The following is a 25,218-nucleotide window of genomic DNA, read 5'->3' as shown; positions in this document are numbered from 1 at the left end:
CTTGTGAAGCTTTCCTACAAATCGATGCCGGCATCGCCATCGCGAAACAGCATGCGAATGAGACGGAAAGGCAGAATGACCAGTTCAAAACCGATGTCGATAATGAACTCCAGCCAATCCAGTGCGTCCAGCCAGCCGCTATCGCTGTGGCGATGCTTTTTACTTGGCCAGACATAATGAGCGAGGATAAATCCCGCGATGGATGCCGCCAGTATCCACCCATTAAAACCCTGGGTGAACTGACTTACAACGCCGATCACCGCGCCGACGAATAACGCCAGCGACAATAACACTCTCAATAAATCCATAACGCCAGGTCAAACCTCTACAGAATATACGCCAGCAGTAAGGCGCCATAGGAGCGGCCATCAGGCCGAAAGCTCATGCTCAATACTACGTCAAAGGTTAACCCAGTTTAATGCGGAGGAAACGCCTCATCCTAATTCTTTCTGCTAACATACGAGCGCTAGTCGGTGAAGGCGCATGATGAAGGCATGGGGATTTCGAACTATTCAAAATTAATTGCTGCGCTGGCGATAATATTGCCGGCGATGGGACTCGCTTTGTATTTCAAAGCTAACAGTCGCGGTAACGCGGCTTCGCAGGAGTGTCTGTTCGGCAATATTTACGAATTACTGGAAAGCCAGAAAGTCGGCGATAACGTCTACGAGCTGTATCTTCATGTAAGCGGCTGGCCGGACAGGATAGAAAGCATTTCTCTGTTCAGTCCCCCTGCGTCCTTTGACGCCTGCGGACAACCTTTGCAAAAAGCGCTGGCTTCATCGCCAGTTGAGTACGGTCAGGAAGGAAAAATCGTTAAGTGGCCGATCCGCTTTGTCGTGGAAGGCGGCGCTGTCAAAATCCGCTATTCCAGCGACAAAGACGGCAGACTGGCGATGGAAGACGTTCCCGTAGACTGGAAACTCAGCTCAACCACGCAGCTTCCTCCACAGCTTACGCACTAAAGAATTCGCATACTCCGCTCGCATCTCGTGAGCCCGATTGATGTAGTAGCGATAATCGATGCTTCCATCCTCTTCTATTCGATAGTCCACTGTACGGGCTTGCTTCGCGGGGTCTTCCCGAGCGGTTTCCGTCATCAGGAACACTTCCGCCATTGTCAGTGCTTTCATACTCATAACCTCTTGGATCTGTACTGAACTTTTATTTCATCTTAGTTCGTTCTATGATTCATAAAAATCAATATTTCATGATCATATAGTTCAAGATATTTGATATATGAAGCTACCTGATATTTCCACGGAATTAGTGCAAACCTTCGTCACCGTTGTGGACAGCGGCGGCGTGCTGCGCGCCAGCGAACGCCTGTTCAAAACCCAATCCACCGTCAGCATGCAACTCAGCCGTCTGGAGGAGCGCCTCGGCGTCGCCTTGTTCCGAACGGTGGGACGGCGTAAAGAGCTGACGCCAGAAGGCGAAACCATGATGATCTACGCCCGCAAAATTCTGGATCTGCAGAACGAAGCATTGAAAGCCATTCAGGGCGTGCAGTTTGAAGGCGAGCTGACCATCGGCATTTCCCGCTCTTTAGTGGACGGAGACCTGACCAATGAGCTGTCCAAGTTCGCCATGCAGTATCCGCTGATAAAACTTAACGTGCGCTCCGCATCCAGCATGCATTTGCATAACGCATTCGAGCAGGAGGAGTTTGACTGCATTATTCGCCTGACTCAGGACCCTTCTGCGGACGAGTTAGTCCTCAGTAAAGCGAAGATGGTCTGGGTGGCGTCGGACAAGTATCAGTTTGATCCCAGCGTCCCTTTGCGCATGGCCAACTTCACCACGCCCTGCCAGTTCCGCTCAATCAGTGAAAAGGCGCTAAAGGCCGCCGGCATTGTGTGGCAGGAAGCGTACACCACCAACAACCTCAACGCGTTGATGTCGGCGGTGCGAGGCAATCTGGCGGTCAGCGCCCGCACCCAGCATGCGTTGCAACCGGGAACCCGGGTGGTGGGACCAGAGGAAGGACTCCCCGAGCTGCCGGAAATTTTTGTCGTGGCGCAAACCCGCGGCAGCTCAAGGCTGGCCGAGTTCTTTATTTCATGGCTGGCGCCCCGTCCTCCGGTCGCGGCTTGAAGTCGGAGGGCGACGGACAGCCCGCGTTTTCGCAGAACTCATTCAGAGGCTGATCCCAATAAGGCGTCCCTTTGAAGCGCTCCAGAACGTAATCCACAAAGGTGCGCACCCGGTGAGAAAGATGGCGGGTATGGGGATAAATCAGATACGCGTTCGATTCCACCAGTTGGTATTCCGTCAGTATGGGCTTCAGGGCGCCGCTGGCGATTTCCTTGTACAAAATGAAATTAGGCTGCGTCATGATCCCGTAGCCGTTGACCGCCGCCTGCCGTAAATAATCGCCGGCGTTCGCCTGCAGCCAGGGATTCACACTCACCTCGATGCATTCGCCCTTGCTGTTCCAGAAGCGCCAGATGCTGTTGGGCAGATTGGAGTAATGAATCACACGATGCTGCGTTAATTCTTCCGGGGTTTTGGGCTCGCCGAACTTCTCCAGATAAGCGGGACTAGCGCAGATCACCGTGTGTATTTTGCAGATCGGGCGGGCGATCAAAGTGGAATCCACCAGGCGTCCGATACGAATCGCCAGGTCATACCCTTCCTGCACGATGTCGACCTGACGGTCATTAAAATTGATGTCGAAATTCAGGTTCGGGTGCATTTGCATGAAGTCATTGAAAACGCAGCCCAAGTGCATCATCCCGAACGTGAACGGCGCGGCGATCTTTAGCTTGCCGCTGAGGGACTTGTGCTCGCTGGTCACCGCCTCTTCCAGTTCCGCCAGATCCTCCAACAGTCGCAAACAGCGCTCGTAATAACTGCGCCCTGTTTCGGTCAGGGTCAACTTGCGGGTCGTTCGCACCAGCAACTGCACGCCCAGACGGGATTCCAGTTCCGCCAGACGGCGACTCACCGCTGACTTGGCGATGTCCAGAACCTGCGCTGCGCGGGTGATGCTGCCAGTCTCCACCACTTTGGCGAAGATCTGCATTTCCTCAAAACGACTCATGCGTTCCCTCCAACTATGTCTCGCTTAATTGTTCTTATTTTAGCAACAGAATTTTCCCTTCAGCCATGTTTATCCCTTTTATCTCAACAAATATAGTGAGCCCATCTAAACGACAGCCAAACTTTCAGGAGATAATCCATGAACCAGTCAAACACTCGCATTCTGAAAATCGACAGCAGCGCCCGTGCGGAAAGTTCAATGAGCCGCAAGCTTGCGCAACAACTTACCGAGCAACTGGTGGCCGCCAATCCTGGCGCGGAAGTGGTTTCCCGCGATGTATCCGGCGGATTGCCTTTCGTCACGGAAGAGTGGATCGGCGCCAGCTACACCCCGGCGGATCAGCGCACTGAAGCGCAAAACCAGGCGCTGGCGCTGTCAGACAGCCTGATCGAGGAGTTACAGGCGGCCGACACGCTGATTATCGCCGCCCCTATGTATAACTTCAGCGTCCCCGCCACGTTGAAAGCCTATATCGACCAGATCTGCCGGGCGCAGGTGACTTTCCGTTATACCGAGCAAGGCCCTGTTGGACTGCTGGAAAATAAAAAGGCGTATGTAGTGGCTGTCACCGGCGGCACGCCCGTCAACAGCGCGGCAGACTTTGTGTCCGCCTATATGCGTCAGGTGCTGGGCTTCATCGGCATCAAGGATGTGACCTTTATCAACGCCGACCGCATCATGGTTGATCCGGAGTCCATTCTGGCCGACGCGCAACAGCAAATCGCCGCAGCCACGGAAGTGGCCGCCGCTTAAGAGTTCGTCAGCCTCGTCCAGCAAGGAAGCAGGCTGTCGCATTTTCCGCGCTGCGACGCAGGTTGACGGCGGCATCCGCCAGGGCCTGGTCCAGAGTGACCACTCCCGGCGCAATGGGAAAGACAGCGGTCAATCCCATTGTTCGCGCCGCCGTGGCATCGCCCAAAAGCGCGCCAACCAGCGCAATGGTGGGCGCGCCGGCTCTTTGAGCTCTCTGCGCCACGCCCAGTGGCGCTTTGCCTCGCAGACTTTGACTGTCCATACAGCCTTCTCCGGTAAACACCAGATCCGCTCCCTTTAGCTTTTCATCAAATCCACTGAGCTCCAGCACCAAATCAATGCCCTTGCGTCCTTGAGCGCCAAGCACGCCAACAAACGCCATCCCTAATCCTCCCGCCGCGCCGCCACCGGGTATTGCCCCCAACTCCCGTCCCAGCATCTGCTCATTCAACGCCAGCCAATGGGACAACAAGCGATCGAGTTCCTGCACGTCAGCGGACGTAGCGCCTTTTTGCGGACCAAAAACCGCCGACGCGCCCTGTTCCCCGCACAGGGGATTGTCCACATCCAGCGCGATGGTGATGTCACATTCGCGCAAGCGCGGGTCCAGCCCACTGTAGTCCAGCGTGACCAGATCCCTTAAACCCTGCGCGCAGGGAGCGATTAATTCACCCTCAGCATTGAGGGCGCGCAGCCCCAACGCCATCAACATCCCGACTCCGCCGTCATTGCTGGCGCTGCCGCCGAGTCCGATCATGAAACGTCTGGCGCCGGCGTCCAGGGCATCGCGAATGACTTCACCGCTGCCCCAGCTGCCCGCCAGAAAAGGATTACGCTGCTCTCGCGCCAATAAATGCATGCCTGTGGCTGCGGCGACTTCTATCACCGCCGTGGCGCCATCCTCCAACAGCCCCCACATGGCGGTTACCGGCTCTCCCAAGGGGTTACGCACCGTCACGTAGCGCTCATGCCCGCCCTTATTGGCGAGAATCGCCGCGACAAAGCCTTCGCCGCCATCGGAGATTTGTATCGCTTCGCAATGAGCGTGAGGCGCGGCGCGAAGTACGCCCTCCATGATAGCGGCGCCGACTTCCCGGGAAGACAGGCATTCTTTGAACGAGTCTGGAGCAATCAGAACTTTCATTATTTGTTTCCGCATAAGAAAAGGTGACCGACTAAGCCTAGCTATTCTCATGCCAGGGCTAAAGGGTCAGGTAAACTCACGGCAGATTTTTTGCGAGTCTTCCGCAGACAGCCCTTCCCCCGTCAGCCCGCATTGTCCCGTGCCCGCACCGCCGGACTGATAGTGTCGACAGGTATGACAAACGCCAAAGCGCTGCCGTTTCCGCGCTATCTGCCATTGCGCCAGGATATCGCGCAGGTTCCCGAGCAAGGCGGCTTCCTCTTGTCCGGAGAAATTGCGCATGGCGTCGTCGAACCCAGGTGGAGGCGTCAGTTTATCCAGCAGCGCTTGCGCCTTTTCCGTCAGATGCAGGTGCACCATGCGCCGATCCGAGGCGTCCGCCTGCTTTTCTACAAAGCCTTTGGTCTCAAGCTGCTTGATGCTCTGGGAGATCGTGCCTTTGGTGATTTCCAGATATTCCGCAACGCCTTGCGGCGTATCCGAATAGCGGTTGCAGGCCGCCAAATAACGCAGCACATCCAGATGCACCGGCTGCAGATCGTACTCCAGCAACGCCTTGCGCCACTCTGTGCGGATGACGTAACCGATACGTTCGATGAATTCAAAAATAAGATTATCAGGCATCCGCAAATACTATCGACACAACACTGTAATCACAACCGTCCCGATGATGCGAACTTTCTGATCAGCCATCTGATATGCAATTTCTATCAAGGTGATAAGAACAATTAGGCGCCATAGGCTTCGGCATAGTATTGACTCGAAACTTTATAAAAAGATAAATTAATTATGTTTCGAATCGATACCAAAAGAGGTTTTTATGTTTACGTCCCGATTACTTGCTTGCAGCGCTCTGGCGCTCTCCGTTGGCGCCTGCGCCCATACGCCTTCCGACACGAAAATCGAGTCCGCCGCTAATAACGCAGTGAAGGCGCAGTTCGATCTGATTCAAACCCGCGTTTATCGCGAGGGCCCCTACGCTGTCTTTGAACACCGCGTTCGCGATGGCGCAGGCGCGCTTAAGCCCAACGCTATCGGACAGTTGGCCGGCAGCGATGTGTTCAGCTATGTCTGGCCGACCTCTCTGAACAGCAGCGCAGTGGGGTTTGCAGCGGACCAGGGCATTCTCGCCTTCGTGCTAACCGCACATCCCGACTTTGACGACACACCAAAATTTGACGAGAACGCCGACGGCAAGTTCGATAATGACGGCGATCTCTGGCATAGCCACTGGGTGGTGCTGACGCCGGATGAACAATGCGGCCCTGGCGCGTTAAAGGTAAAGGACATTCCCGCAGGCGCGCACCCCGACCTGCCTGCGACCTGGCCTGGACTGCCGTTGTTTATCGATAGCCCAGGTTATGAGCCGGAGCTGAAGGGAGAGCAGGTTCGTGCACGGGTTCCACTCAAAGACATGGGTTTCCCGGAAGCATTTCAGTATGACGGCGTCACCGCCGCCCTGCGGGTCAACGTCAACGTACACAATCCATTATTGTGCGTGACCAATGTATGGGATGTAGCCTCCGGCGATTTAAGCCTGCCGGCGACTTACGCTCCGAAGTAGCCAGGGCATTCTAAACGTACAGACATGTTAAATGTACAGGCATGTGAAACATGCGGGTGGGTGAATAACGCCGGTATGAGCATTATGAAAATAGTGAGAATAGTGAAAGTAAGTTAATCCGGCGGACAGCCCCCCTTCGATGGTCCAACAAACGACAAGGTCTTGGCGCTCCAGGCCTTGTCTCCTGCGGGCTTTCGCCGTGCTAACGCCCTCCTGTATGCATAAACACGGCGTTCCTTGCGTGATGGCGCATAGTCGCGTCAAGCTGGCGAAAGCGGGGTTCTGCTTCTATAAAATTAGTATTGGGTACGAAACTGTATCAGGTGTCTATTCAGAATGTAGGAGGACACGCCATGGCTGAGGAGTTCGAAAAGCTGCATCCGATTCTCAATGAAATCACCCGCACCTTCACGCAACTGTATGAACGGCAAAAAGACGTCGACACGCTTGAAAAGCTCATCAAGCTGGAGGCCATACTGAAAGTCAAACTGGATGAAATCCAGGCCGTCAGGGCGAAAGTGGAGAACGAGTAACGCTCTCCAGCCTGACTAAAAACGCTGAGTCGCCTGCTGCCGGTACTCTCTGGGCGTAAGCCCTTTCAACTCCTGAAAGCGCCGATTGAAATTGGCGACATTATTGAAGCCCACCTGAAAACAGATGCTGGCCACCTGCTCATCGGTTTCCGCCAGCAGACAGCATGCGCGGCTGACGCGGATGCGATTAAGAAACTCAACAAAACGATTGCCGGTGGCTTTGCGGAAAAAGCGTGAGAAATGACTGTCCGTCATGCCCACCAGTTCCGACACCTCCTGCAAGCTGATCGGCGATTCAATATTGTTGATCACATACTCCACCACCGTATTGATCTTGCGTTGCATGGTCTCGTTGGCTTTGGAGTTGATCTGCATGGTGGAGAGCATGCGGTAGTTCGGCCAGGCCGCCAGCTCATTCATGAAATCAAAAAACAGCACGATGCGGGCCAGACCGGAGGCGTCGCGGATCTCTGCGAAACGGGTGCGCACCTCATCGAGATCGACGCCGATGAATTCGATGCCGGAGCGCGCACGCTCCAGCATCGGCAGCAACTGGCTCAATTCGGGAATGACCTTGATGCCCTGCTCGATCGTATCGTGATTGAAGTGGAGCAACATGTCCCTCAGCTCCACTTCAGACTCCGGGTCATTCTTGCTGATCCAGTTATGCGGCAGCCTGGGGCCGGTCAGAATCAACTGCCCCGGCCCGAACAGCCCCACATAATCGCCGATAAAGACTTTACCGGTGGTGGCGACGATGAAGTGCAACTCGTACTCCTCGTGCACGTGCCAGCGAATCAAATCGCTGGGGAATCCATGCTCGATATAACGCACTGTGCCCGCGCTGCGGTCCGTCAACTCGATTTCCGGCACGCCTTTATTCATCTTCCGCATCGACTTAACCTACTGCTCAGCTCATGACGTTGCCGCCATCCACGTTGAATGTCTGCGCCGTAATGTAATTTGAGGCCGGCGACGCCAGAAACAGCGCCATCCCACAGATATCCTCCGGCGCGCCCATGCGTCCAAGCGGCACATCCAATCCCACCCGCCTTTTCTTCTCACCCAAAGGCAGGTTTTCATATTTGGCGAACAAGGCGTCCACCTGCTCCCACATGGGAGTATCCACCACTCCAGGGGAGATCCCATTGACGGTGATATTGTGCTTGGCCAGCGCCAGCGCAGCCGACTGCGTATAGCTGATGATCGCCGCTTTGCTCGCGCAATAGTGCGACACTAACGCCTCACCTCTGCGCCCAGCCTGAGACGCCAGATTGATGATTTTGCCCTGCCTTTGCGAGTCTACCATGTGTTGCGCCACTTTCTGCATCGTGAAAAAGGCGCCTTTCACGTTTACGGAAAATATCCGCTCATACATGGCTTCATTGGATTCCAGCAGCGGCGCCAGATCAAATACCGCCGCGTTATTGAACAGGATATCCACGCCGCCGAAACGTTCCACTGACTGCTCCAGCAAGCGATCCACGGAGGCCATATCCGTCACGTCCGCCTGCACATAACAGGCTGTTTCGGGGTACTGCTCCAACACGGCCGCAGCCTCTTTCGACGGGGTTGCGGGCAAATCGCAGAGCACGCAGGAAGCGCCCGCCGCCAGATACGCCTCCGCCACGGCCGCGCCAATACCGCCGCCAGCGCCGGTCACCAGAGCGGTTTTGCCCTGCAGGTTGGTCAGGTTTTCAATGGGATAACTCACAGTGTCTTTCCTTTCAAAAGAGGGGATGTCGTTAAAAGCGCGAGAAGCCGACTCAATATGACGTCGCAGCAATTCGCCAAATTCAGGATAGCGCTGCGGCAGATCTCCCCAGAGTTTGGCGTCGGAGACAAAGCGCGCCACGGCATCCGGGGCGGATAACAGTTTTTGCAGCCGCGGCCATTCCGGCTCGTAATAAGGAACCGGAGCCTGCCCGGCGCGCACTCGCTGCATAAAGACATACCAGTACGCAATGGCCTGTAGTGTTCGCTCCGGCGTGCGACCGGCCGCGAAGCCGCCTTGCAAGGTCGGCAGGATGAATATCGGGAACTTGCTGCCGCCGTCCGCACATATACGCTCAATGCGATCGCCGATATTGCGGTTGCCAAAGCGGGCCAGCACTTTGCGCCAGTAGGCGTGTAAATCCAGGGGCGAATCCCCTAACGCAGGAATCGCCTCCTGCTCTTCAAAGGCTTCGACAAACGCTCTCAACTCAGGATCATGCACCGCCGCGTCGTACGTAGGGAATCCGCGCAAAGCAGCGTAGTAGGACAAGGCGGTATGACCGCCATTGAGGATACGGATTTTCGCTTCCTCATAAGGCTGCACATGCTCCACCAGCGTCACGCCGACGCGCTCCAGCGGTGGACGCCGCCCGGCGAAATCATCCTCGACCACCCACTGCACAAAGTCTTCCGCCATCACCGTCAACGCGTCAGCGACGCCAAATCGCTCGCGCACATCACGTGAATGCTCAGGCGAAAGACGCGGCGTAATACGATCCACCATGGCGTTGGGGAAACTGGCGTTATCACGCAGCCAGGACAACAGGTCGGCATCGCCAACCTGCTGCAGGTACTGGGTGAAACCGGTCTTCAGGGTATCGCCGTTATGACGCAGGTTGTCGCAGCTCAGCAGGGTGATGGGCCCCTGTCTGGACTGCATTCTCGCTCTTAATCCCGCATGCAGAAACGCATATAACGTATTACGTCCACTGCCCTGCAGATCCGCGGCGATTTCAGGATGGGCGACATCCAGCAGACCATCTTCCTTCAGATAATAGCCGCCCTCCGTCACCGTAATGGTGACCAATTGCGTTTGCGCATCCGCGAGGCATTGATCCACGCTCTGCGGAGACACTGCGCCGTCCAGCAAACGAATCAGCGCGCCAATTTCTTCATAGCGCGCTTCACCTTCAGGCGAAACGGTTTTCAGCACATAGCTTCCAGACTGCGCCTGCAGCGCAGCGAACGCAGGGCTGTCGGCGGGCCGCAGATTCACGCCGGTAATGCCCCAGTCCAGACAATCCTCATGGGCCAGCAGCGCATTGAAATAATAGGCCTGATGCGCCCGATGGAAAGCGCCGACCCCGAGGTGGACCACCGACGAGCTTACTTGCGAACGATCATAGGACAGCTTGAGCAACCTTGCGTCGTTCGCCCCAGAACGCGTATCAGACATGAGCCGTCTCCCCGCCATTCACATACACCGCCTGATTTTGCGGATTGAATAGACGCATTTCTTCCGCATCAAAGTTCAGGCTCACTTGCTGGCCTTCCATCAAACCGCTGCGCGCGGCGGACTTCACCACCAGATTCCCGCAGCCGTTCACTTGCACATGGCAGTAAGCTTCCGAACCCAGGTTTTCAATCAGTTCAATACGCCCCTGCACCGGTCCATCGCCTATTGGAGCGATATGGATATGTTCAGGCCGCACTCCCAGACTCCATCCGGCGCTGACATTGTCCGCCAACACCCGCGCAGGAAGACGCAGATGGGCGTCAGCCGCGCGCACTTCGACGCTTTCGCCGCCGTGTATCACTTGATCGATCGCCAACATATTCATCTTCGGCGTGCCGATAAATTCCGCGACAAAGCGATTCGCCGGCTGTTGGTATAGGTCAATGGGAGAGCCGCATTGTTCGATCTGGCCCTGATTGAGAATGACCACCCGGTCCGCCAGAGTCATCGCCTCCACTTGATCGTGAGTCACGTAAATCATCGTCGTGCCAAGCTGTTTATGCAGACGCGCCAGCTCAAGACGCATCTGCACCCGCAGAGCCGCGTCCAGGTTCGATAACGGCTCATCAAACAGGAAAACTTTAGGCTGTCGTACAATGGCGCGCCCGATAGCGACCCGCTGCCGTTGTCCGCCGGACAACTCACGCGGCTTGCGCGCCAGCAGTTTATCCAGTTGCAACGAGGCGGCGACGGAACGCACTTTCTGATCGATTTCCGCCTGCGGCCGTTTCGCCAGACGCAAGGCGAAGGAAAGGTTTTCCGCCACGGTCATGTGCGGATACAGCGCATAGGACTGGAACACCATGGCCAGATCCCGCTTGGAAGACGGCGCTTCGGTGATATCCCGTCCGTCCAGATGGATAGAGCCTTCGGAGACCAGTTCAAGCCCCGCGATCAAACGCAGCAGCGTGGATTTACCACAGCCGGACGGACCGACGAAAACGATAAACTCCCCTTCCTGGATTTCCAGATTGACGCCGCGAATAGCATGGTACTGATCGTAATGTTTATGCAGATCTTTAATATTCAGATAACTCATCGGATAAATCCTCGAAAACTATTTCACGGCGCCGAACGTCAGGCCCTGCACCAACTGCTTCTGACACAACCAGCCGAACGCAACGATGGGGGCGCAGGCCAGTGTGGAAGCCGCCGAAAGCTTGGCCCAGAACAGGCCTTCCGGGCTGGAGTATGAGGCGATCATGGAAGTCAGCGTGCCGGCGTCCGCCGCAGTCAGGTTGAGAGACCAGAACGCCTCGTTCCAGCACAGCACAATGGATAACAGGCCAGTGGAGGCGATGCCGCCCCAGGCCAGCGGCATGACGATTTTCACCACCTCGCCCATGGGACTGGCCCCGTCCATCCTGCAGGCTTCCAGGATTTCCCTGGGAATGTCTTTGAAGTAGGAAAACAGCATCCACACCACGATGGGCAGGTTCATCATGGTGAAAATGATGATCAGACCAATACGCGTATCGAGCAGCCCGTAATCACGGAACAGAATGTAAATCGGCACCAGTACGCCCACCGCCGGCAGCATTTTGGTGGACAGCATCCACAACAGCAGATCCTTGGTGCGCTTTCCGGGATAAAACGCCATGGCGTAAGCGCCGGGAATGGCGATCAGCAGCGCCAGAATAGTCGCGCCGAAGGACGTCACAATCGAGTTGATGGCGTGCTTCAGATAATCGCTGCGCTCCTGCACCAGAGAAAAGTTCTCCAGAGTCGGTTCGAACACTAAGGTAGGCGGCGTGGAAATCGCCTGCAGTTCGGTTTTGAATGAGGTCAGGAACATCCACAGAATGGGGAAAAACAGCAGCAACGCGATTCCCCAGGCGGAAGCGCCTACAATCCAGGTTCGCACTTTAAGTTTTTGCTTCAGATTCATAGCCGCCTCACACCGTTAAGTTCTTGCCGATGGCGCGAATCAGGAAAAACGCCACGATATTGGCTAACACCACCGCAAACAGGCCGCCTGCGGACGCAATGCCCACGTCAAATTGCAGCAGCGCCTGGGAATAAATCAGATACGCCAAGTTGGTGCTGTCATAGCCGGGACCGCCGCCGGTGGAAACATAAATCTCGGCGAACACCACCAGCAGGAAAATGGTTTCGATCATGATCACCACAGCAACCGGACGCGCGAGGTGGGGAATGGTGAGATAGCGGAAAATATGCCAGCTGGTGGCGCCGTCCATACGCGCCGCTTCTTTTTGCTCGGTATCCTGAGACTGCAACGCGGTGACGAACACCAGAATCGCAAACGGCAGCCACTGCCAACTCACCATGATGATAATGGACAGCAAGGGCGCATCCGCCAGCCAGTCCATCGGCTCCATCCCAACCATTTGCGAGAGCCAGGCGAAGACCCCATACACCGGGTTCATCATCATGTTTTTCCAGATCAACGCACTGACCGTCGGCATGACGAAAAACGGCGAGATCAACAATACGCGCACAGCGCCGCGCCCAAAGAAAGGCTGATCAATCAGGGCGGACAACGCCACGCCAAGCACCACAGTGATAGCCAGCACCGATCCCAGCAGGATCAGCGTATTGTTCACCGCCGGCCAGAAGCCAGGATCGGTGACGAAAAATTCGTAGTTCAGCAAGCCAGTGAAGTTATGCTCGCCGGGGTACAGCAGGTTATAACGGATGGTGGAGAAATATATCGTCATCGCCAGGGGCACGATCATCCACAACAACAGTGAGATGACGGACGGAGCGAGTAACGTTCGCGTTACAGCACGTTGCATCGAAACACTCTCTGGTAACTGGGTTCTTAAGATCCGAAGACGGCTTCGCGGTTGGAGTCGCCGCCCGCAGCCCGCCGTGAATGCCCATAAACACGGCGGCGCAGGCGGTTTATCTCATGTCGCGAAGTACGGATCAGTAATAGCCGGACTGACGCATCTGACGATCCGCCGATACATTGGCGGACTGCAGCGCTTTTTCAACGGACACGCTGCCCGTCAACGCCCCGGTCAACATCTGCCCGGTCGCCATGCCAATCGCCTGAAACTCAGGAATAGCGGCGAACTGTACGCCGATATAAGGCGACGGCTCCAGAGTGTTGTCTTCCGGATTAGCGGAGTTAATGGCCTTGAGTTCCGCTGATGCGAATACCGCCGCTTTCAGGAACTCAGGATTTTCGTAGGTGCTGGTGCGTGTTCCAGTGGGAACCGAGCCCCATCCCTGCGTATCCGCCACCAGTTGGATATAGTCCTTGGAAGTAGCCCAGGTGACGAACTTCTGCGCTGCTTCAGCATGCTTGGTCGCGGCGGGAATAGCGAGCGACCATGCCCACAACCAGTTGGCGCCTTTATCGGTCACAGCGACGGGTGATTGAGCGAAGGCGACTTTATCCGCAACCTTGCTCTGTTTGGGATCGCTGACGAATGACGCAGCAATAGTGGCGTCGATCCAGATGCCGCACTTGCCTTCATTGAACAACGCCAGGATCTCGTTGAAGCTGTTAGAGCTGGAGCCCGGCGGGCCGTAGTTCTTCAGCAGATCGACATAGAAGCTGACCGCGTGGGTCCAGGCAGGCGTGGTCAGCTGCGGCTTCCACTTTTCATCAAACCAGCGCGCGCCAAATGAATTAGCCATGGTGGAGATGAACGCCATGTTGTCGCCCCATCCGGATTTTCCGCGCAGGCAGATGCCGTAGACGCCATCCTTGGGCTTATGCAGCGCCGCGGCGACGTCTCTGATATGGCCCCAGGTGGGTCGGTCTTCGATAGTCATGCCCGCTTTTTCAACCAGATCCTTGCGGTACATGATCATGGAGCTTTCGCCGTAGAAAGGCGCAGCATAGAGTTTGCCGTCAACGGACAGTCCTTTACGAACCGCCGGTAGAATATCGTCCACATCATAGGACGCGTCGGTTTTGATTTCCTTCAACCAACCGCGTTTGCCCCAGATCGGCGTTTCGTACATGCCGATGGTCATCACATCGTACAAGCCGCTCTTATTGGCGATGTCCTGCGTGACGTTCTGGCGCAACACGCCTTCTTCAAGCGTCACCCATTTCAATTTGATGTCTGGATTGGCCTTTTCGAAATGGCTGCTCAGCTTCTGCATTTCGATCATGTGGCCGTTGTTGACGGTAGCGATTGTGATTTCCTCAACCGCTGACGCGAGAGATGAGATCCCCAGGGAAATGGTCGCCGCCGAAACCAACGCAGCGCGGGATAGAAACTTCATAGGTTACCTCCGAAGAAGTGTTATTTTTATATTCAAAGGGGGCCTTAATGACTTAAAGCAGAATTACTATGCGTCAATCCAGTTTCCAACTCTAATACCTACCATCGAAAAAATTATACTTTTTTGACAAAATTTCCATGAAATAGGGATAATTTTGTAAATTCAGTACATATATAACGTAGATCTTCAGGGAATCGGCAAAGTCAGCCGGCGTTGCACAGCGTTTCTTTACCGCAGCCTAGGGTACACCCCAGGTGGCGTGCGGTTATGAGCGTCTATTATGTTTCTGCATCCGGCGCCGACCGGATGCGATAGCGACGCTCAACGCTGACCGAGCCGATTGAGGGAGTTGGAAGAAGACAATGACAAAAGTGGCGGGAAAAATCTGTGGCGTTGGTTGGGAGCTCACTCTGTATTCAGTGAGCGAGTTTGAGGAACGCGCCACCTATCAGGATATCGCCCGGCTCACCCGCTTCAAGCTGGTGTACGCCAACGATAATATCGAAGAAGAAGTCTGCGACATTGCGGACCTGAATAATCTGCTGATCCAAAATGGCGTATTCGTCAGCCATTTTTCGCCATCACAAGCCAGAGGCATGGCGGAAATACTCTGCAAGCTAAATCATATGGGAGAGCTGGTATGCGCTAGCTCGCCTTACTGGGCCGGCGTCGAAGCTTACACCGGCCAGGGCCCTGACGATATCACCCCGCAAGTCGCCTCGGAGTCGATCAATTTCGTCGTATTCCGCTCCTACCTGATGTTCAAGCGCCATGGATTTTTCCTGGCCCGGGTGTCGGTTCGGGATATGTCGAAATATGAGTTATGCTGTTTGTCAGAACAAACACGCCATTCATTTATGAGACCTGCATTTCCTGGAAGTAAAAATGAATAATCCCATACTGACGCGAGACGATCTGCTGGGCGGCAAGCTGGCGGAGATCATGAGCTACTACATGCTGCAGCAGGACGCGGACAGAAAGGACTTCTTAAACATCGCCCGCAAGCAAAAAGGTAAATTCGATGACAAAGCCAAACGCGTAGAAGCGCTTTTCGGCTACCCCGTCCCTGCTGAAGTTATCGAAGCGGAAGAGTGCATGACCGCTTATGACAGGTACAGTGGCGCCGCCCAAGACGTCTGGATGCTTGCTGGCGAAATGATGAGCCTGCCAAACAAAGTCAGCGCCAAAGACATCGCTACCTCTCTCCGTGACTTCGAACTGATTATGCGCCTGCTTACCGGGCTCGAAATTATCGGCCGGGACCCCAGCGGCGACACCTGCTTTCTCAACATGCTCCCCTCTCCTCTCGGTACGGCCCGAGTGATCGTTTATGATCACGAAACCGGGGAGCCGTCCTCCGAAGAGTACTTCTCCATCGCCGACTTCGTCGCAGACCGTTGGGAGGAGGACTGCCTTAGAGAGCCGGACGACGATGACATGGATGATGAGGACGAAGGTGATGATGAAGAGGATGAAGATGAGTACGAGGAAGACTTCCAGGAAGAAGAATGGTTCAGCAAACACTCCGACGCCGCCAAACAAGCCATTGAAGACTTCAACGCCTTCGCCGAAGCGGAAATAGACCAGCGCCCTTACTACCACAACCCCAAACAATTATTCAGCCGCACAGACTGGCTGCATGGCCATCCCTCCGGCCGCCCCACTTACGCCTTCGCCTCAAAAATGGATCAAGCCCCTACATTTGAGGTGTACGAGCAGGAGAAACCATTACTCGATAAAGAACCAGCGCTGGCGAACTATTGGATGCTCGCGCATTTCTTTCTGGGTAATCATACCGCCTGTCGCGAAACGATTAACGTGGTCAAACAGGCCAATGCCCTGGGAAGCATTACGCAAGCGCTGGCGGAAGCCCTGGATGAAACACTGACCGCCTTGGAAACCAAGCCGGACTCAGCGCAATTCGGACGTCTTGATCATCAGAAAATTACTGACCTCATAAGCCAGACTCAAGCCAATTGCTCACCTGAGCATCTGGAGCCTGCGCGCCGCGCAGCCCTGTTGGAAGCCAGAGGCGAGACCCAGCTTAAACGGCTAAAACCCAAAGAGTGCAAACAGCGCCTCGCCAGCGGCGTCGATCCGCTAACGCTGATAGCGGAATATCCCGATGACGTGGCCACCCATGACTTGGCGCTGGCCGCCCTGGGAGAACAAGACAGTGAATTCAATAAAATAGTCACCGCCTATTTCAAGGAGCGAACTGAAGACGCGTTTAATCAGTGGCCTCACAGACGACGACCAGAGCTTATAGACAAACGCTTATCATTGCCTTTGGCCACTGCGTTTAAATCAGGGCTGAAGTATGACGCTGAGCATAAAAAAGCTTACGCCGGCATCACGCGAACTCTCGGCAAATATGACGATGACAACGCAATGGATGCGTTGGAGGCGGCTGTTTCACTACTACCTCCTGACGATGACCGTTTGAAATATGTCGTTCAGTGCCTGCGGGACAGCAAGCATCCCCGTCGCAACCAAATTATGGAGAAAACCGCTATGCGGCTGTTCCAGACTCTGGAGGTCGCCATGAAAAACCAGCAGGAGCAAGCCCAGCAGCGCCGGGAGGAAGGTCCTTCTCTGGAAAATATGATTAGAGTGGAAAACCACTACCTACAGGCGGCGCATATATTTCTAAAAGAAGATTCTAAAGCCGCGCTACCAATCGCCGAACAGCTGCTTCGTAACAGTGAACACTTTAACTTGTTCAGACATACATTGGGAGACGCCTTCAGACTTGCCGGAAACCATGGCCTGCAAGAGCATGAGGAGTTCGCAGAATATTACGTAACACGCGTCGCGACTATCAACGTCAACGCCCCCAAAATGACTATCAAAAATGTCACCCTGTTGAACTATATTGAGGCCGCCATCGCCTGGAGCAAGTTAAATCCTGAAGCCGCCAAGGCCACCGCTAAAAAGCTGTTCAACCGTGAGACGGAGAGCCAGTATTTCGACTTAGAGATCAAATCAGGGTTGCTCTACGCCCTGCTGAAGGATGATAAGGGTAATGCCGAACTACTTGACTGGGCTCGCCGGCTACTGGGGAATCGCAGTAACGCCACACGCATTTGCGGCCCACTACGCGCAGCGGAGGAGCTGAAGCTGACGTCGCTTATGGAAGACGTCCGGTATCACCTTTACTCCGACTATAACGACTTATTTCCTGCACAGGTCTTGCTCAAAGAAATCGCCTGGGACAGTTATCGCGCACTCAATAAAGATAGCGTCGAAGCCCCAACACGAAGTAAAAAAGACCAGTTCGCCATGGAAGTTCCGGCAGATCAACTTGCAGATGCGTTAGCCCACCCGGAAAAGCATGATCTGGAGCATGTTTGCAAACGCATCTATAAAGAAAACCACATCTATCCAGAGGCGATACCGGCCCTCTCAAAGTATCTGACGGACCTGTTGCAATATAGTGGAGACGACTCCGATAGAGTTGAGTCAAGAGAGGGACTGCGCGCCTTACGCATTCAGGGAGTTGAGGCACAGCCTGCATTCGCGCATCTCCTGCAGCTGCAGCACATGGCGATGGATCACTACAACAAGATTCTCTACACCATGCGTTTCGTGGAGACTGAAGCCAGCTTACGCGAGTGGCTATACAGCGCGGACTTAGCTGAGCTGTTGGCGCAACTCGCCAACCCAGCGCCCCGTTTTCTACCCTGGCTGGACCTGATCGCCGCACGCGCCGTCGCCCTTAATCAAAATCAGCATTCGGAGCCGTTGCTCAATGCTCTCTCTCAAGTGATGGAACACCGCTTGTCATTTCCCCTGGGGGACTGGAGCGATGAAGAACCGATACTGATCAGGCTGCCGCAGATCCTGTCGCGGTTTAAAGGCGATAAACGCATAGATGGCAGCTTAAAGAAACTCAAGCGCTGTGTAGATAAGGCGGGCCTGTACACCCTCGACGTCAGCCGCCTGACCCGTCGCCGCGCCCAGCCCGATGCAAACGCGTTCCAAATAAACAAGGGCGAAACCATCCGTTTCAAGCAGCCTATTAAAGGCCCCGACGATGACGAAGCCATCTACACGCTGACGATTACCCCCACCAGCGACAGCGTCATGTTTGAGTGCGGCGTGCACAATCTCTACTTCCGCACCTGTATGGAAGACAATGAGTTGAAGAGCGCGGGACAGATCCGCGTCCAGAATGAAAACGCCGCGCTATCACTGGCGCAATCCATAGCGTTCGAGGCCATGATTCTTGGCTACAGTCAGGAAAAACCAGCGCCTAAAAAAGCGAAGAAACGCAACAAGTAGATTGTTTCAACAATAAGGCGCGTCCCACCGCGCCTTTCAAATCGATATCAGCAACCAGCAAAAGCCAGTCCCACAGAAAAACAGCAATTTGGATAAGACATGAATAATCCCATACTGACGCGCAACGACCTGCTGGGCGGCAGGCTCGCAGAAATCATGAGTTACTACATGCTGCATCAGAACGCGGATAGAAAGGACTTCTTAGACATCGTCCAGAGACAAAAAGGCCACTTCCACGACAATGCGAAGGAAACGACAGCCTTGTTTGGTCACCCCGTCCCCGACGAAGTCATTGAGTTGACGGAGTGCCTGGAAGCCTACCATCGCCATAGCGACGCCATTTCTGATACCTGGGCGCTGGAGGGTGAGCCGTTAGGTCACCCCCAAATTATCCCCCCTAAGGTTATCGCAGCCTCGCTGTCCGATTTTGAGATGATTTTGCGCCTGCTAACCGGTATGGCGATGTTGGGTGAAGACCCCAGCGGAGACGCCTGCTTCGTCAATATGCTGCCGTCTCCCTTGAGAACAGCCCGCGTGATTATCTTTGATCACGAGTGTGGCGAGCCCTCCGAGGAGGAGTATTACTCAATCGCAGACTTCATCGTCAACCGCTGGCCGGAAGGCCCGCACATCTCAGAATCCGGTGAAGAGGAGGAATGGGTCTGTAAACATTCCGACGCCGCCTTGCATGCGATTGATGACTTTAACGCCTTCGCCGAAGCGGAGATCAAGCAGCGCCCCTATTACCACGATCCCAGGCAACTATTCACCCGCACGGAGTGGATGCATGGCCACCCTTCCGGCGAACCCACCTATGCCTTCGCCGCCAAAATGGACAAGGCGCCGGCCTTTGATGTTTACGAACAAGAGAAGCCATTGCTTGCTCAGGAACCCGTGCTGGCGACCTACTGGATGCTCGCGCATTTCTTTCTTGGCAATCACAGCGCTTGCCGCGAAACCATCGATCTGGTCAAGCATGCCTGCGCCTTGGGCGCCATCACGCAGGCCATCGCAGCGGCGTTGTCCGAGACACTCGCAGCCTTGGAGCAAAAAACCGGCTCGGTAAGATTCGGAAGCTTGAATCGTAAAAAAATAAACCACCTGATAGCCCAAACTCAGGCCAATTGCGCGCCGGAGCAGCTTGAACCCAGCTTACGCGCAACGCTGCTCAAGCCTAAGGGCGAAACCCAGACCAAACGGCTAACTCCGAAGGCTTTCCAAGAGCAAATAGAAAAAGGCGCAGATCCGTTGGCGTTAATAGCGGAGTACCCCGACGACGTCGCCATGCATGACCTGGCGTTGAAAGCGATCGCCGCCAAGGACGAAAGTTTCGCCAAAATTGTCAAAGCCTACTTCAGCGAAAGAACTGACTACGCCCATAACGAATGGCCATACAGTTGGCTTCCAGATATGCTGGATTCACGCCTATCGCTACCCATCGCCGCCGCCTTCCGCTCAGGACTGAAGTTCGATGTTGAGAACAAGAAAGCCTATCCCGGCATTACCCTGACGCTCGGCAAATACGACGATGACAACGCCCTTTCCGCATTGGAAGCCGCCGTACTGCAACTGCGTCCAGAGGATGATCGTCTGGAGTATGTCGTTCAATGTCTGCACAGCAGCAAGCATCCTCGCCGTAATGAGGTTCTGCAAAAAGCCGCCTGGCGGCTGTTCGATATACTGGAAGTCGCCCGCAAGAACGAAGAAGCCCTTTCACAGAAACGCAAAAAGGAAGGGCTGACCTTGAGCAACATGTCAGACATAGAGAACCACTATCTGGCGGCGGTGCATTGGGTATTGAAAGAACGTATGCCGGCCGCCGAGCAGATTGCAGAAAAAATCCTCGGCTTTCGCGACCTCCCTACATTATTCAAGCGCGCCTTCGGCGACGCTCTACAAGTAGTTGGCGATCTAGGATTACAGCAGCACACCGGGTTTATCGCCGACTACGTAACTCGCATTACCCACCTTGACGTTGATGACGCAAACAGCTTCTTAAGAGAGTTCACGCTGGTGAGGTACACCGAGGCCGTCATCGCCTGGACCAAACTGGACCCGAATGCGGCGATTCAAGCAGCGAAGTCACTGTTTGAGAAAAACCATCGCCCCCTACTACGACCTGGATATCAAATCCGGGCTGCTCTATCCCTTGCTGAAAGATGATCCACGGAACGCATATTGGCGGGAGTGGACACGCCGATTGCTGGGAAATCGTAACAATAACCCCAGAATCTACGGCCCTCTAAGAGCTATCGCCGAACTCAAGCTGACAGGTTTTGAAGCAGACATCCGCTATCACATATATTCAGAAGCCAGTATTTTCGAAATTGCACACGCCATCATCAAAGAAACCACCAGAGACGCACTAGACTCTCTCGGCGTCGCTCCTGAAGCGTTGCCTGAATTTGATGATGAAGACGAGTATGCAACGGATGTGGTACCGGAAGATCTCCCTGATGCCTTCAAGCACCCTGAAAAATACCTTCCTGAAAGTGTCTGTGAGCGGATTATAAGAGAAGAGTATCGCCACCCTGAGGCCATTGCAGCGCTATCCTCCTACCTCAAAGAGATGCTGCAGTACAGCATTGATGAGAAAAGCTCCCCCGATGCGTGGAAGGGACTATTAGCATTGCGAATACAGGGAGTTGGGGCTTTGCCTGCATTTGCAGAGCTGCTTGAGTTACCCCATATAAAGCCTTCGCAGATGACCAAAACCCTCTACCTTATGCGCACCATAGAGCCTGAGGCGGATATCAGGCATTGGCTATATCAAGCAACGGAAGTGGAAATTCTCACCCAGCTACATAACGCAGAGCCGCGCTTTATGCCCTGGTTAGATCTGCTAGCGGCGCGGGCCTGGACGCTTAGCGGCGACAAGCCCGCCACCATCTCCGCACTCTGCGCTGCAACTGCGTTCCGGACCCGGGGTTTACCGGGGGGAAAACAGTGCAACGAAGAGCCTATTTTGCGACGCTTACCGCGCATTCTCGCTATTGCAAACACGTCTCAAAGCCTGGATTGCCTACAGCGTCTGGACCAGATTGCCCGCTCAGGCCACGAATACAGCGACTACAAGCCCTTGGATCTGGAGGCTTTAGCCACAAGCAGAGAGCAGTTGCCGCCTTCGCACGCCATTTCAGCATCCCAAGAGGAAGCCATATGCCTGCTGCAGAGCATGCGTGACGAGGTTAATGGGCCTTTTCATCATCTTAACCTCAAGATAAGCCATACCAGCGTCTTATTCGAATGCTCACTCACAGGCCTCCACTTACATGGCGTTCCTCAAGAAAGTGAAAGCCGGGCTCAAATTGACTGCGCCTCCGAAGCTGAAGCAATCCATCTGGCGAAGTCCATCATTCTGGAATCTTTGATCCTTGGCTATCACATCAAAACCAAGTAACGCCGACACCACGTCAATGGCGACTTCAAATAAAGAAAAGGCGCGCTCTAATGCGCCTTCTCTTTAGACTTATCCTAAATCTCCCATTATTCACATAGAGGAAAATATCTTTGAGGCATCCTCGCGTTCCATTAGGCGCGAAACAGAGCGGAGCGCTTCTGAAGCCCTGCGAGCGGACTTCGTCATTCATTACATTCAGGTTTTCAGCTGGGAAAACTTAACCCTACCAGCGTCTAAGCTGCCCATTAAACAACTCTGCCCGGCGTGACCTAATCCACGCTAAACCTTTGCTTTATACCGGATTTCCCATTGACCTAAACCACATTAAAAGAAGACCATAATCTTTTGATTAAAAAGGTATAGAATTGTGTAATTTTGTCGCACCATGGGTGCAAAATCACACAATTGGTCTATGCTAGGACAATAGACCCTGTTTAACGCCTTACACCCGTTTACGGTCGGGGTTCGTGCGGCACGATACTTTTCAGACCTGACTACAACGTTGCGCCATTTATGAAAAACATCCTGATCGCTCTGTTTCTTTTATTCTGTTCCTCGGTTGTACTCGCTGATTCTGAAACCATTCTCCCTGAAAACCTGCAAAGCCTGGATACGGCCAACATCAGCCTGGGTTCCGTAAACGCCAAGGTGGTGGATGTGGAGAGCGGCGTTACCTTATTCGCCAAAAATCCGGAAACGGTGGCTCCCATCGCGTCCATCAGCAAGCTGATGACCGCCATGGTCGTGCTGGATGCGGAGTTGCCCCTTGATGAAATGGTGACGATTACGGAAGAAGACGTCGACACCTGGAAAAATACATATTCGCGGATGCGTATCGGCGCCGTATTGCCCCGCAGCGAGCTTCTCCTGCTGGCGCTGATGTCTTCGGAAAACCGCGCTGCGCTGGCGTTGGGACGTTCATATCCTGGCGGCATGAGCGCCTTCGTCAATGCTATGAATGACAAGGCGAGAGCGCTGAACATGCGCGACACGCGCTTTGTCGAGCCCAGCGGATTGTCCATGGAGAATGTGTCCACCGCCTCGGACTTGGTCAGAATGGTCTCCGCTGCGTCACGTTATAAACTCATCCGTGATTACACCACGACTCCCAGTCACCTGATCAAGCTTGGCGAAACGGAAAACGAAATGGAGTACCGCAACACCAACCTTTTGGTGCGCCAGGGTGAGTGGGGCATCAGGCTCAGTAAAACCGGATTTATCAATGAAGCCGGTCGTTGTCTGGTGATGCTGGCGGACGTGGGCGAACGCCCTGTAGCGATCGTGCTGTTGGATTCCTATGGCAGACGCACGCCTATCGGCGACGCCAACCGCATCAAACAATGGATGGTCACTGGTAAAAGCGCGCCCGTCGCGGGTGCGGCGCTCAAATACGAACAGGAGAAAAACTCCGGCGTATTCCAGACCGCTGCAATGGATGACGACACACAAAGCTAAGGGTCTTTGACTGCGGCGACTCTATCGCGCCGCAGTCTCCGTCTCAGGGAAACAGCTGTACGATACCGCTCTCCGCCTTCATATCCGCCACCATCCAAATCTGCTCAAAAGGGTGACTGTCCGGCACCTGAATACAATGCTGCAACCCTCGAATCTCATCGGCGCGCCAAGCTGGGTGAGCGTTGCGGATGACCAGCCATACACGCTCACTTTTGTATGTTTTCAAGGCTTTGTTGGCGAGTATGCGGTTCAGCGCTCGCAACAAACGTCCGTCGGCGTCCGACTCCTCCAGCATCTGCAGCTCATGAAGCGTATTCCGGTCCAGGTCGCGCCCCAGTAGTTGCATGGCTTCCTTCTCTGAGCCATACAAATGCGCGATTTCCATATCCAGACGTTCACCGTTCAGAAAGCAGGAAACATCCGGCTTGATCGGCTGGTTGTGCCAGATATGCCGGATTGGCGTTCCCGTCAGCCGCTCATAACAACGCATGAACAAACGGGCTGCATCATGTTCAAGCACCAGTTTTTCCGATTCGCCAGGAGTCATCCGCTATCGCCGCTATCTCAACAAAAATCAAAAGCCTGTGTCGGATAATGGCATAACCGGCGCAAAAGAAAAACGCTTCTTGGAGCTGACGAAAACGCGCTTCATCAGATCGAGATAACGCCTCTCAGATAGGTCACTGCCGATCCGGACATCAGCACCCTGTCGCCGGCCACTTCACAATCCAGACGACCTCCACGCTGGGACAATTGCGCCGCGGTCAACGAAGTCTTGCCAAGCCGGGCCGCCCAGTACGGAGCCAGAGTGCAATGCGCGGACCCAGTGACCGGGTCTTCGAAAATGTGCGCCTGGGGCGTAAAAAACCGGGAGACAAAATCAACCTCTTTGCCCGGCGCTGTCGCCACCACGCCACCGGGGTCCAGGTTAATGCGGTCCATCAACATTCGATCTGGCTGCAGCGCCCGAATCGCGTCCTCATCGGCGTACACCAGCACGATGTCCCGTGCGCGCAAGACTTCCAGCGGCTGGATATTAAGCGATTCCAGCACCTCAACCGGCGCTGTCGCCACACTCGGCGGGCGGGCGGGAAAGTCCAGGGTCAACCGTCCATCTCTCCTGGTCACTCGCAATTCTCCGCTAAGGGAACGGAATACCATGGCGTCACGCTCATAACCGAGATGCGTCGTCAAAACATGAGCGGATGCGAGGGTTGCATGGCCGCATAAGTCCATCTCTATTTCCGGCGTAAACCAACGCAGATGAAAGGCATCCCCTTCCCGCACAAAAAAGGCCGTTTCCGCCAAGGCGTTTTCCTGTGCGATCTTCAACAGCACAGAGTCAGGCAACCAGGCCTCCAATGGACACACCGCCGCGGAATTACCGCCAAAGACTTCATCGGTAAAGGCGTCAACCTGAAAAAGCTTTATATCCATCATTCTCCTCGCTGAGTGACTTCTTTCAAAAAGCGGACAACAAGATCCCTAACGTCTTTTTCGACAGACGTGGAACCCAATCCGACGGACTCCAATAATCATTTGCAGAACAGCAGCTTGCAACTTAATCTTGCGATCTGTATAGCCAACAGGCAGGACGGGAC

The 25,218-nt window shown here is 54.6% G+C and carries 23 protein-coding genes; 10 read left to right on the top strand and 13 right to left on the bottom strand.

Features of this window, described 5'->3' with window-relative positions; all coding sequences use genetic code 11:
- Nucleotides 1-14: 14 nt before the first annotated feature.
- Nucleotides 15-308: a hypothetical protein gene (locus tag KP814_RS11880; RefSeq protein ID WP_216736971.1), complete on the bottom strand. Its 294-nt coding sequence runs from the start codon at nucleotides 306-308 to the stop codon at nucleotides 15-17.
- Between the two features lie 165 nt (nucleotides 309-473).
- On the opposite strand from KP814_RS11880, the gene KP814_RS11875 reads away from it, so the two are divergent.
- The gene (locus tag KP814_RS11875) at nucleotides 474-965 is read left to right on the top strand and encodes a hypothetical protein (protein WP_127973204.1); all 492 of its coding nucleotides are present in this window, start codon (nucleotides 474-476) and stop codon (nucleotides 963-965) included.
- On the opposite strand, the gene KP814_RS11870 is transcribed toward KP814_RS11875, so the two are convergent.
- Entirely contained in the window at nucleotides 930-1,133 is a 204-nt protein-coding gene (locus KP814_RS11870) for an RSP_7527 family protein (RefSeq protein ID WP_216736970.1), read from the bottom strand. The genes KP814_RS11875 and KP814_RS11870 overlap by 36 nt on opposite strands.
- A 106-nt stretch (nucleotides 1,134-1,239) precedes the next feature.
- Here KP814_RS11870 and KP814_RS11865 point away from each other — a divergent pair, with 106 nt between their 5' ends.
- The gene (locus tag KP814_RS11865; RefSeq protein WP_216736969.1) at nucleotides 1,240-2,097 is read left to right on the top strand and encodes a LysR substrate-binding domain-containing protein; all 858 of its coding nucleotides are present in this window, start codon (nucleotides 1,240-1,242) and stop codon (nucleotides 2,095-2,097) included.
- Here the strand turns inward: KP814_RS11865 and KP814_RS11860 are convergent.
- Nucleotides 2,057-3,046: a LysR family transcriptional regulator gene (locus tag KP814_RS11860; protein ID WP_216736968.1), complete on the bottom strand. Its 990-nt coding sequence runs from the start codon at nucleotides 3,044-3,046 to the stop codon at nucleotides 2,057-2,059. The genes KP814_RS11865 and KP814_RS11860 overlap by 41 nt on opposite strands.
- Before the next feature lie 138 nt (nucleotides 3,047-3,184).
- Between KP814_RS11860 and KP814_RS11855 the strand changes: the two genes are divergently transcribed.
- Nucleotides 3,185-3,799, top strand: coding sequence for an FMN-dependent NADH-azoreductase (locus KP814_RS11855; RefSeq protein ID WP_216736967.1), 615 nt, complete (start codon nucleotides 3,185-3,187; stop codon nucleotides 3,797-3,799).
- Between the two features lie 7 nt (nucleotides 3,800-3,806).
- On the opposite strand, the gene KP814_RS11850 is transcribed toward KP814_RS11855, so the two are convergent.
- Nucleotides 3,807-4,943 carry a glycerate kinase gene (locus KP814_RS11850; protein WP_216736966.1) on the bottom strand — a complete coding sequence of 379 codons (1,137 nt, stop codon included), beginning with the start codon at nucleotides 4,941-4,943 and terminating at the stop codon, nucleotides 3,807-3,809.
- A 66-nt stretch (nucleotides 4,944-5,009) separates the two neighbouring features.
- Complete coding sequence (locus KP814_RS11845; RefSeq protein WP_216736965.1) at nucleotides 5,010-5,567, bottom strand: MarR family winged helix-turn-helix transcriptional regulator; 558 nt, start codon at nucleotides 5,565-5,567, stop codon at nucleotides 5,010-5,012.
- A 196-nt stretch (nucleotides 5,568-5,763) separates the two neighbouring features.
- On the opposite strand from KP814_RS11845, the gene KP814_RS11840 reads away from it, so the two are divergent.
- Both KP814_RS11840 and KP814_RS11835 read left to right on the top strand, forming a co-directional pair.
- A complete protein-coding gene (locus KP814_RS11840; RefSeq protein ID WP_216736964.1) occupies nucleotides 5,764-6,507 on the top strand; it encodes a hypothetical protein in 744 nt (247 codons plus the stop codon).
- A gap of 353 nt (nucleotides 6,508-6,860) precedes the next feature.
- A complete protein-coding gene (locus tag KP814_RS11835) occupies nucleotides 6,861-7,040 on the top strand; it encodes a hypothetical protein (protein WP_127973212.1) in 180 nt (59 codons plus the stop codon).
- A 15-nt stretch (nucleotides 7,041-7,055) separates the two neighbouring features.
- On the opposite strand, the gene KP814_RS11830 is transcribed toward KP814_RS11835, so the two are convergent.
- The 6 genes from KP814_RS11830 to KP814_RS11800 form a co-directional block, all read right to left on the bottom strand.
- A complete protein-coding gene (locus KP814_RS11830; RefSeq protein WP_216736963.1) occupies nucleotides 7,056-7,934 on the bottom strand; it encodes an AraC family transcriptional regulator in 879 nt (292 codons plus the stop codon).
- 16 nt (nucleotides 7,935-7,950) lie between these two features.
- Nucleotides 7,951-10,212, bottom strand: coding sequence for an L-iditol 2-dehydrogenase (locus KP814_RS33400; protein ID WP_371824057.1), 2,262 nt, complete (start codon nucleotides 10,210-10,212; stop codon nucleotides 7,951-7,953).
- The gene (locus tag KP814_RS11815; protein ID WP_216736962.1) at nucleotides 10,205-11,311 is read right to left on the bottom strand and encodes an ABC transporter ATP-binding protein; all 1,107 of its coding nucleotides are present in this window, start codon (nucleotides 11,309-11,311) and stop codon (nucleotides 10,205-10,207) included. Before KP814_RS11815 ends, KP814_RS33400 begins: the two co-directional genes overlap by 8 nt.
- Nucleotides 11,312-11,329: 18 nt before the next feature.
- A complete protein-coding gene (locus KP814_RS11810; RefSeq protein ID WP_216736961.1) occupies nucleotides 11,330-12,160 on the bottom strand; it encodes a carbohydrate ABC transporter permease in 831 nt (276 codons plus the stop codon).
- A gap of 7 nt (nucleotides 12,161-12,167) precedes the next feature.
- Nucleotides 12,168-13,028 carry a carbohydrate ABC transporter permease gene (locus tag KP814_RS11805; RefSeq protein WP_216736960.1) on the bottom strand — a complete coding sequence of 287 codons (861 nt, stop codon included), beginning with the start codon at nucleotides 13,026-13,028 and terminating at the stop codon, nucleotides 12,168-12,170.
- Nucleotides 13,029-13,161: 133 nt separating this feature from the next.
- Nucleotides 13,162-14,478: a sugar ABC transporter substrate-binding protein gene (locus KP814_RS11800; protein WP_216736959.1), complete on the bottom strand. Its 1,317-nt coding sequence runs from the start codon at nucleotides 14,476-14,478 to the stop codon at nucleotides 13,162-13,164.
- Between the two features lie 362 nt (nucleotides 14,479-14,840).
- On the opposite strand from KP814_RS11800, the gene KP814_RS11795 reads away from it, so the two are divergent.
- The 5 genes from KP814_RS11795 to pbpG all read left to right on the top strand — a co-directional run bounded on the left by KP814_RS11795 (nucleotide 14,841) and on the right by pbpG (nucleotide 23,617).
- Entirely contained in the window at nucleotides 14,841-15,371 is a 531-nt protein-coding gene (locus KP814_RS11795; RefSeq protein ID WP_216736958.1) for a hypothetical protein, read from the top strand.
- Complete coding sequence (locus KP814_RS11790) at nucleotides 15,364-18,762, top strand: hypothetical protein (RefSeq protein WP_216736957.1); 3,399 nt, start codon at nucleotides 15,364-15,366, stop codon at nucleotides 18,760-18,762. Before KP814_RS11795 ends, KP814_RS11790 begins: the two co-directional genes overlap by 8 nt.
- Nucleotides 18,763-18,861: 99 nt before the next feature.
- Nucleotides 18,862-20,925, top strand: a complete 2,064-nt coding sequence (locus KP814_RS11785; protein WP_216736956.1) for a hypothetical protein — start codon at nucleotides 18,862-18,864, stop codon at nucleotides 20,923-20,925.
- A complete protein-coding gene (locus tag KP814_RS11780) occupies nucleotides 20,852-22,162 on the top strand; it encodes a hypothetical protein (RefSeq protein WP_216736955.1) in 1,311 nt (436 codons plus the stop codon). The genes KP814_RS11785 and KP814_RS11780 overlap by 74 nt, the downstream gene beginning before the upstream one ends.
- A 513-nt stretch (nucleotides 22,163-22,675) precedes the next feature.
- Nucleotides 22,676-23,617 carry a D-alanyl-D-alanine endopeptidase gene (gene pbpG, locus KP814_RS11775; protein ID WP_216736954.1) on the top strand — a complete coding sequence of 314 codons (942 nt, stop codon included), beginning with the start codon at nucleotides 22,676-22,678 and terminating at the stop codon, nucleotides 23,615-23,617.
- 43 nt (nucleotides 23,618-23,660) lie between these two features.
- Here the strand turns inward: pbpG and KP814_RS11770 are convergent, their stop codons facing one another.
- Entirely contained in the window at nucleotides 23,661-24,164 is a 504-nt protein-coding gene (locus KP814_RS11770) for a hypothetical protein (protein WP_127973222.1), read from the bottom strand.
- A gap of 104 nt (nucleotides 24,165-24,268) precedes the next feature.
- Nucleotides 24,269-25,054, bottom strand: a complete 786-nt coding sequence (locus tag KP814_RS11765) for a PhzF family phenazine biosynthesis protein (protein WP_216736953.1) — start codon at nucleotides 25,052-25,054, stop codon at nucleotides 24,269-24,271.
- Nucleotides 25,055-25,218 lie beyond the last annotated feature (164 nt).

The sequence above is a fragment of the Hahella sp. HN01 genome (genome assembly GCF_018986435.1).
Lineage (GTDB): Bacteria > Pseudomonadota > Gammaproteobacteria > Pseudomonadales > Oleiphilaceae > Hahella.
Note: the sequence above shows the minus strand (reverse complement) of the source record. Positions and strands in the feature narration are given on the sequence as shown.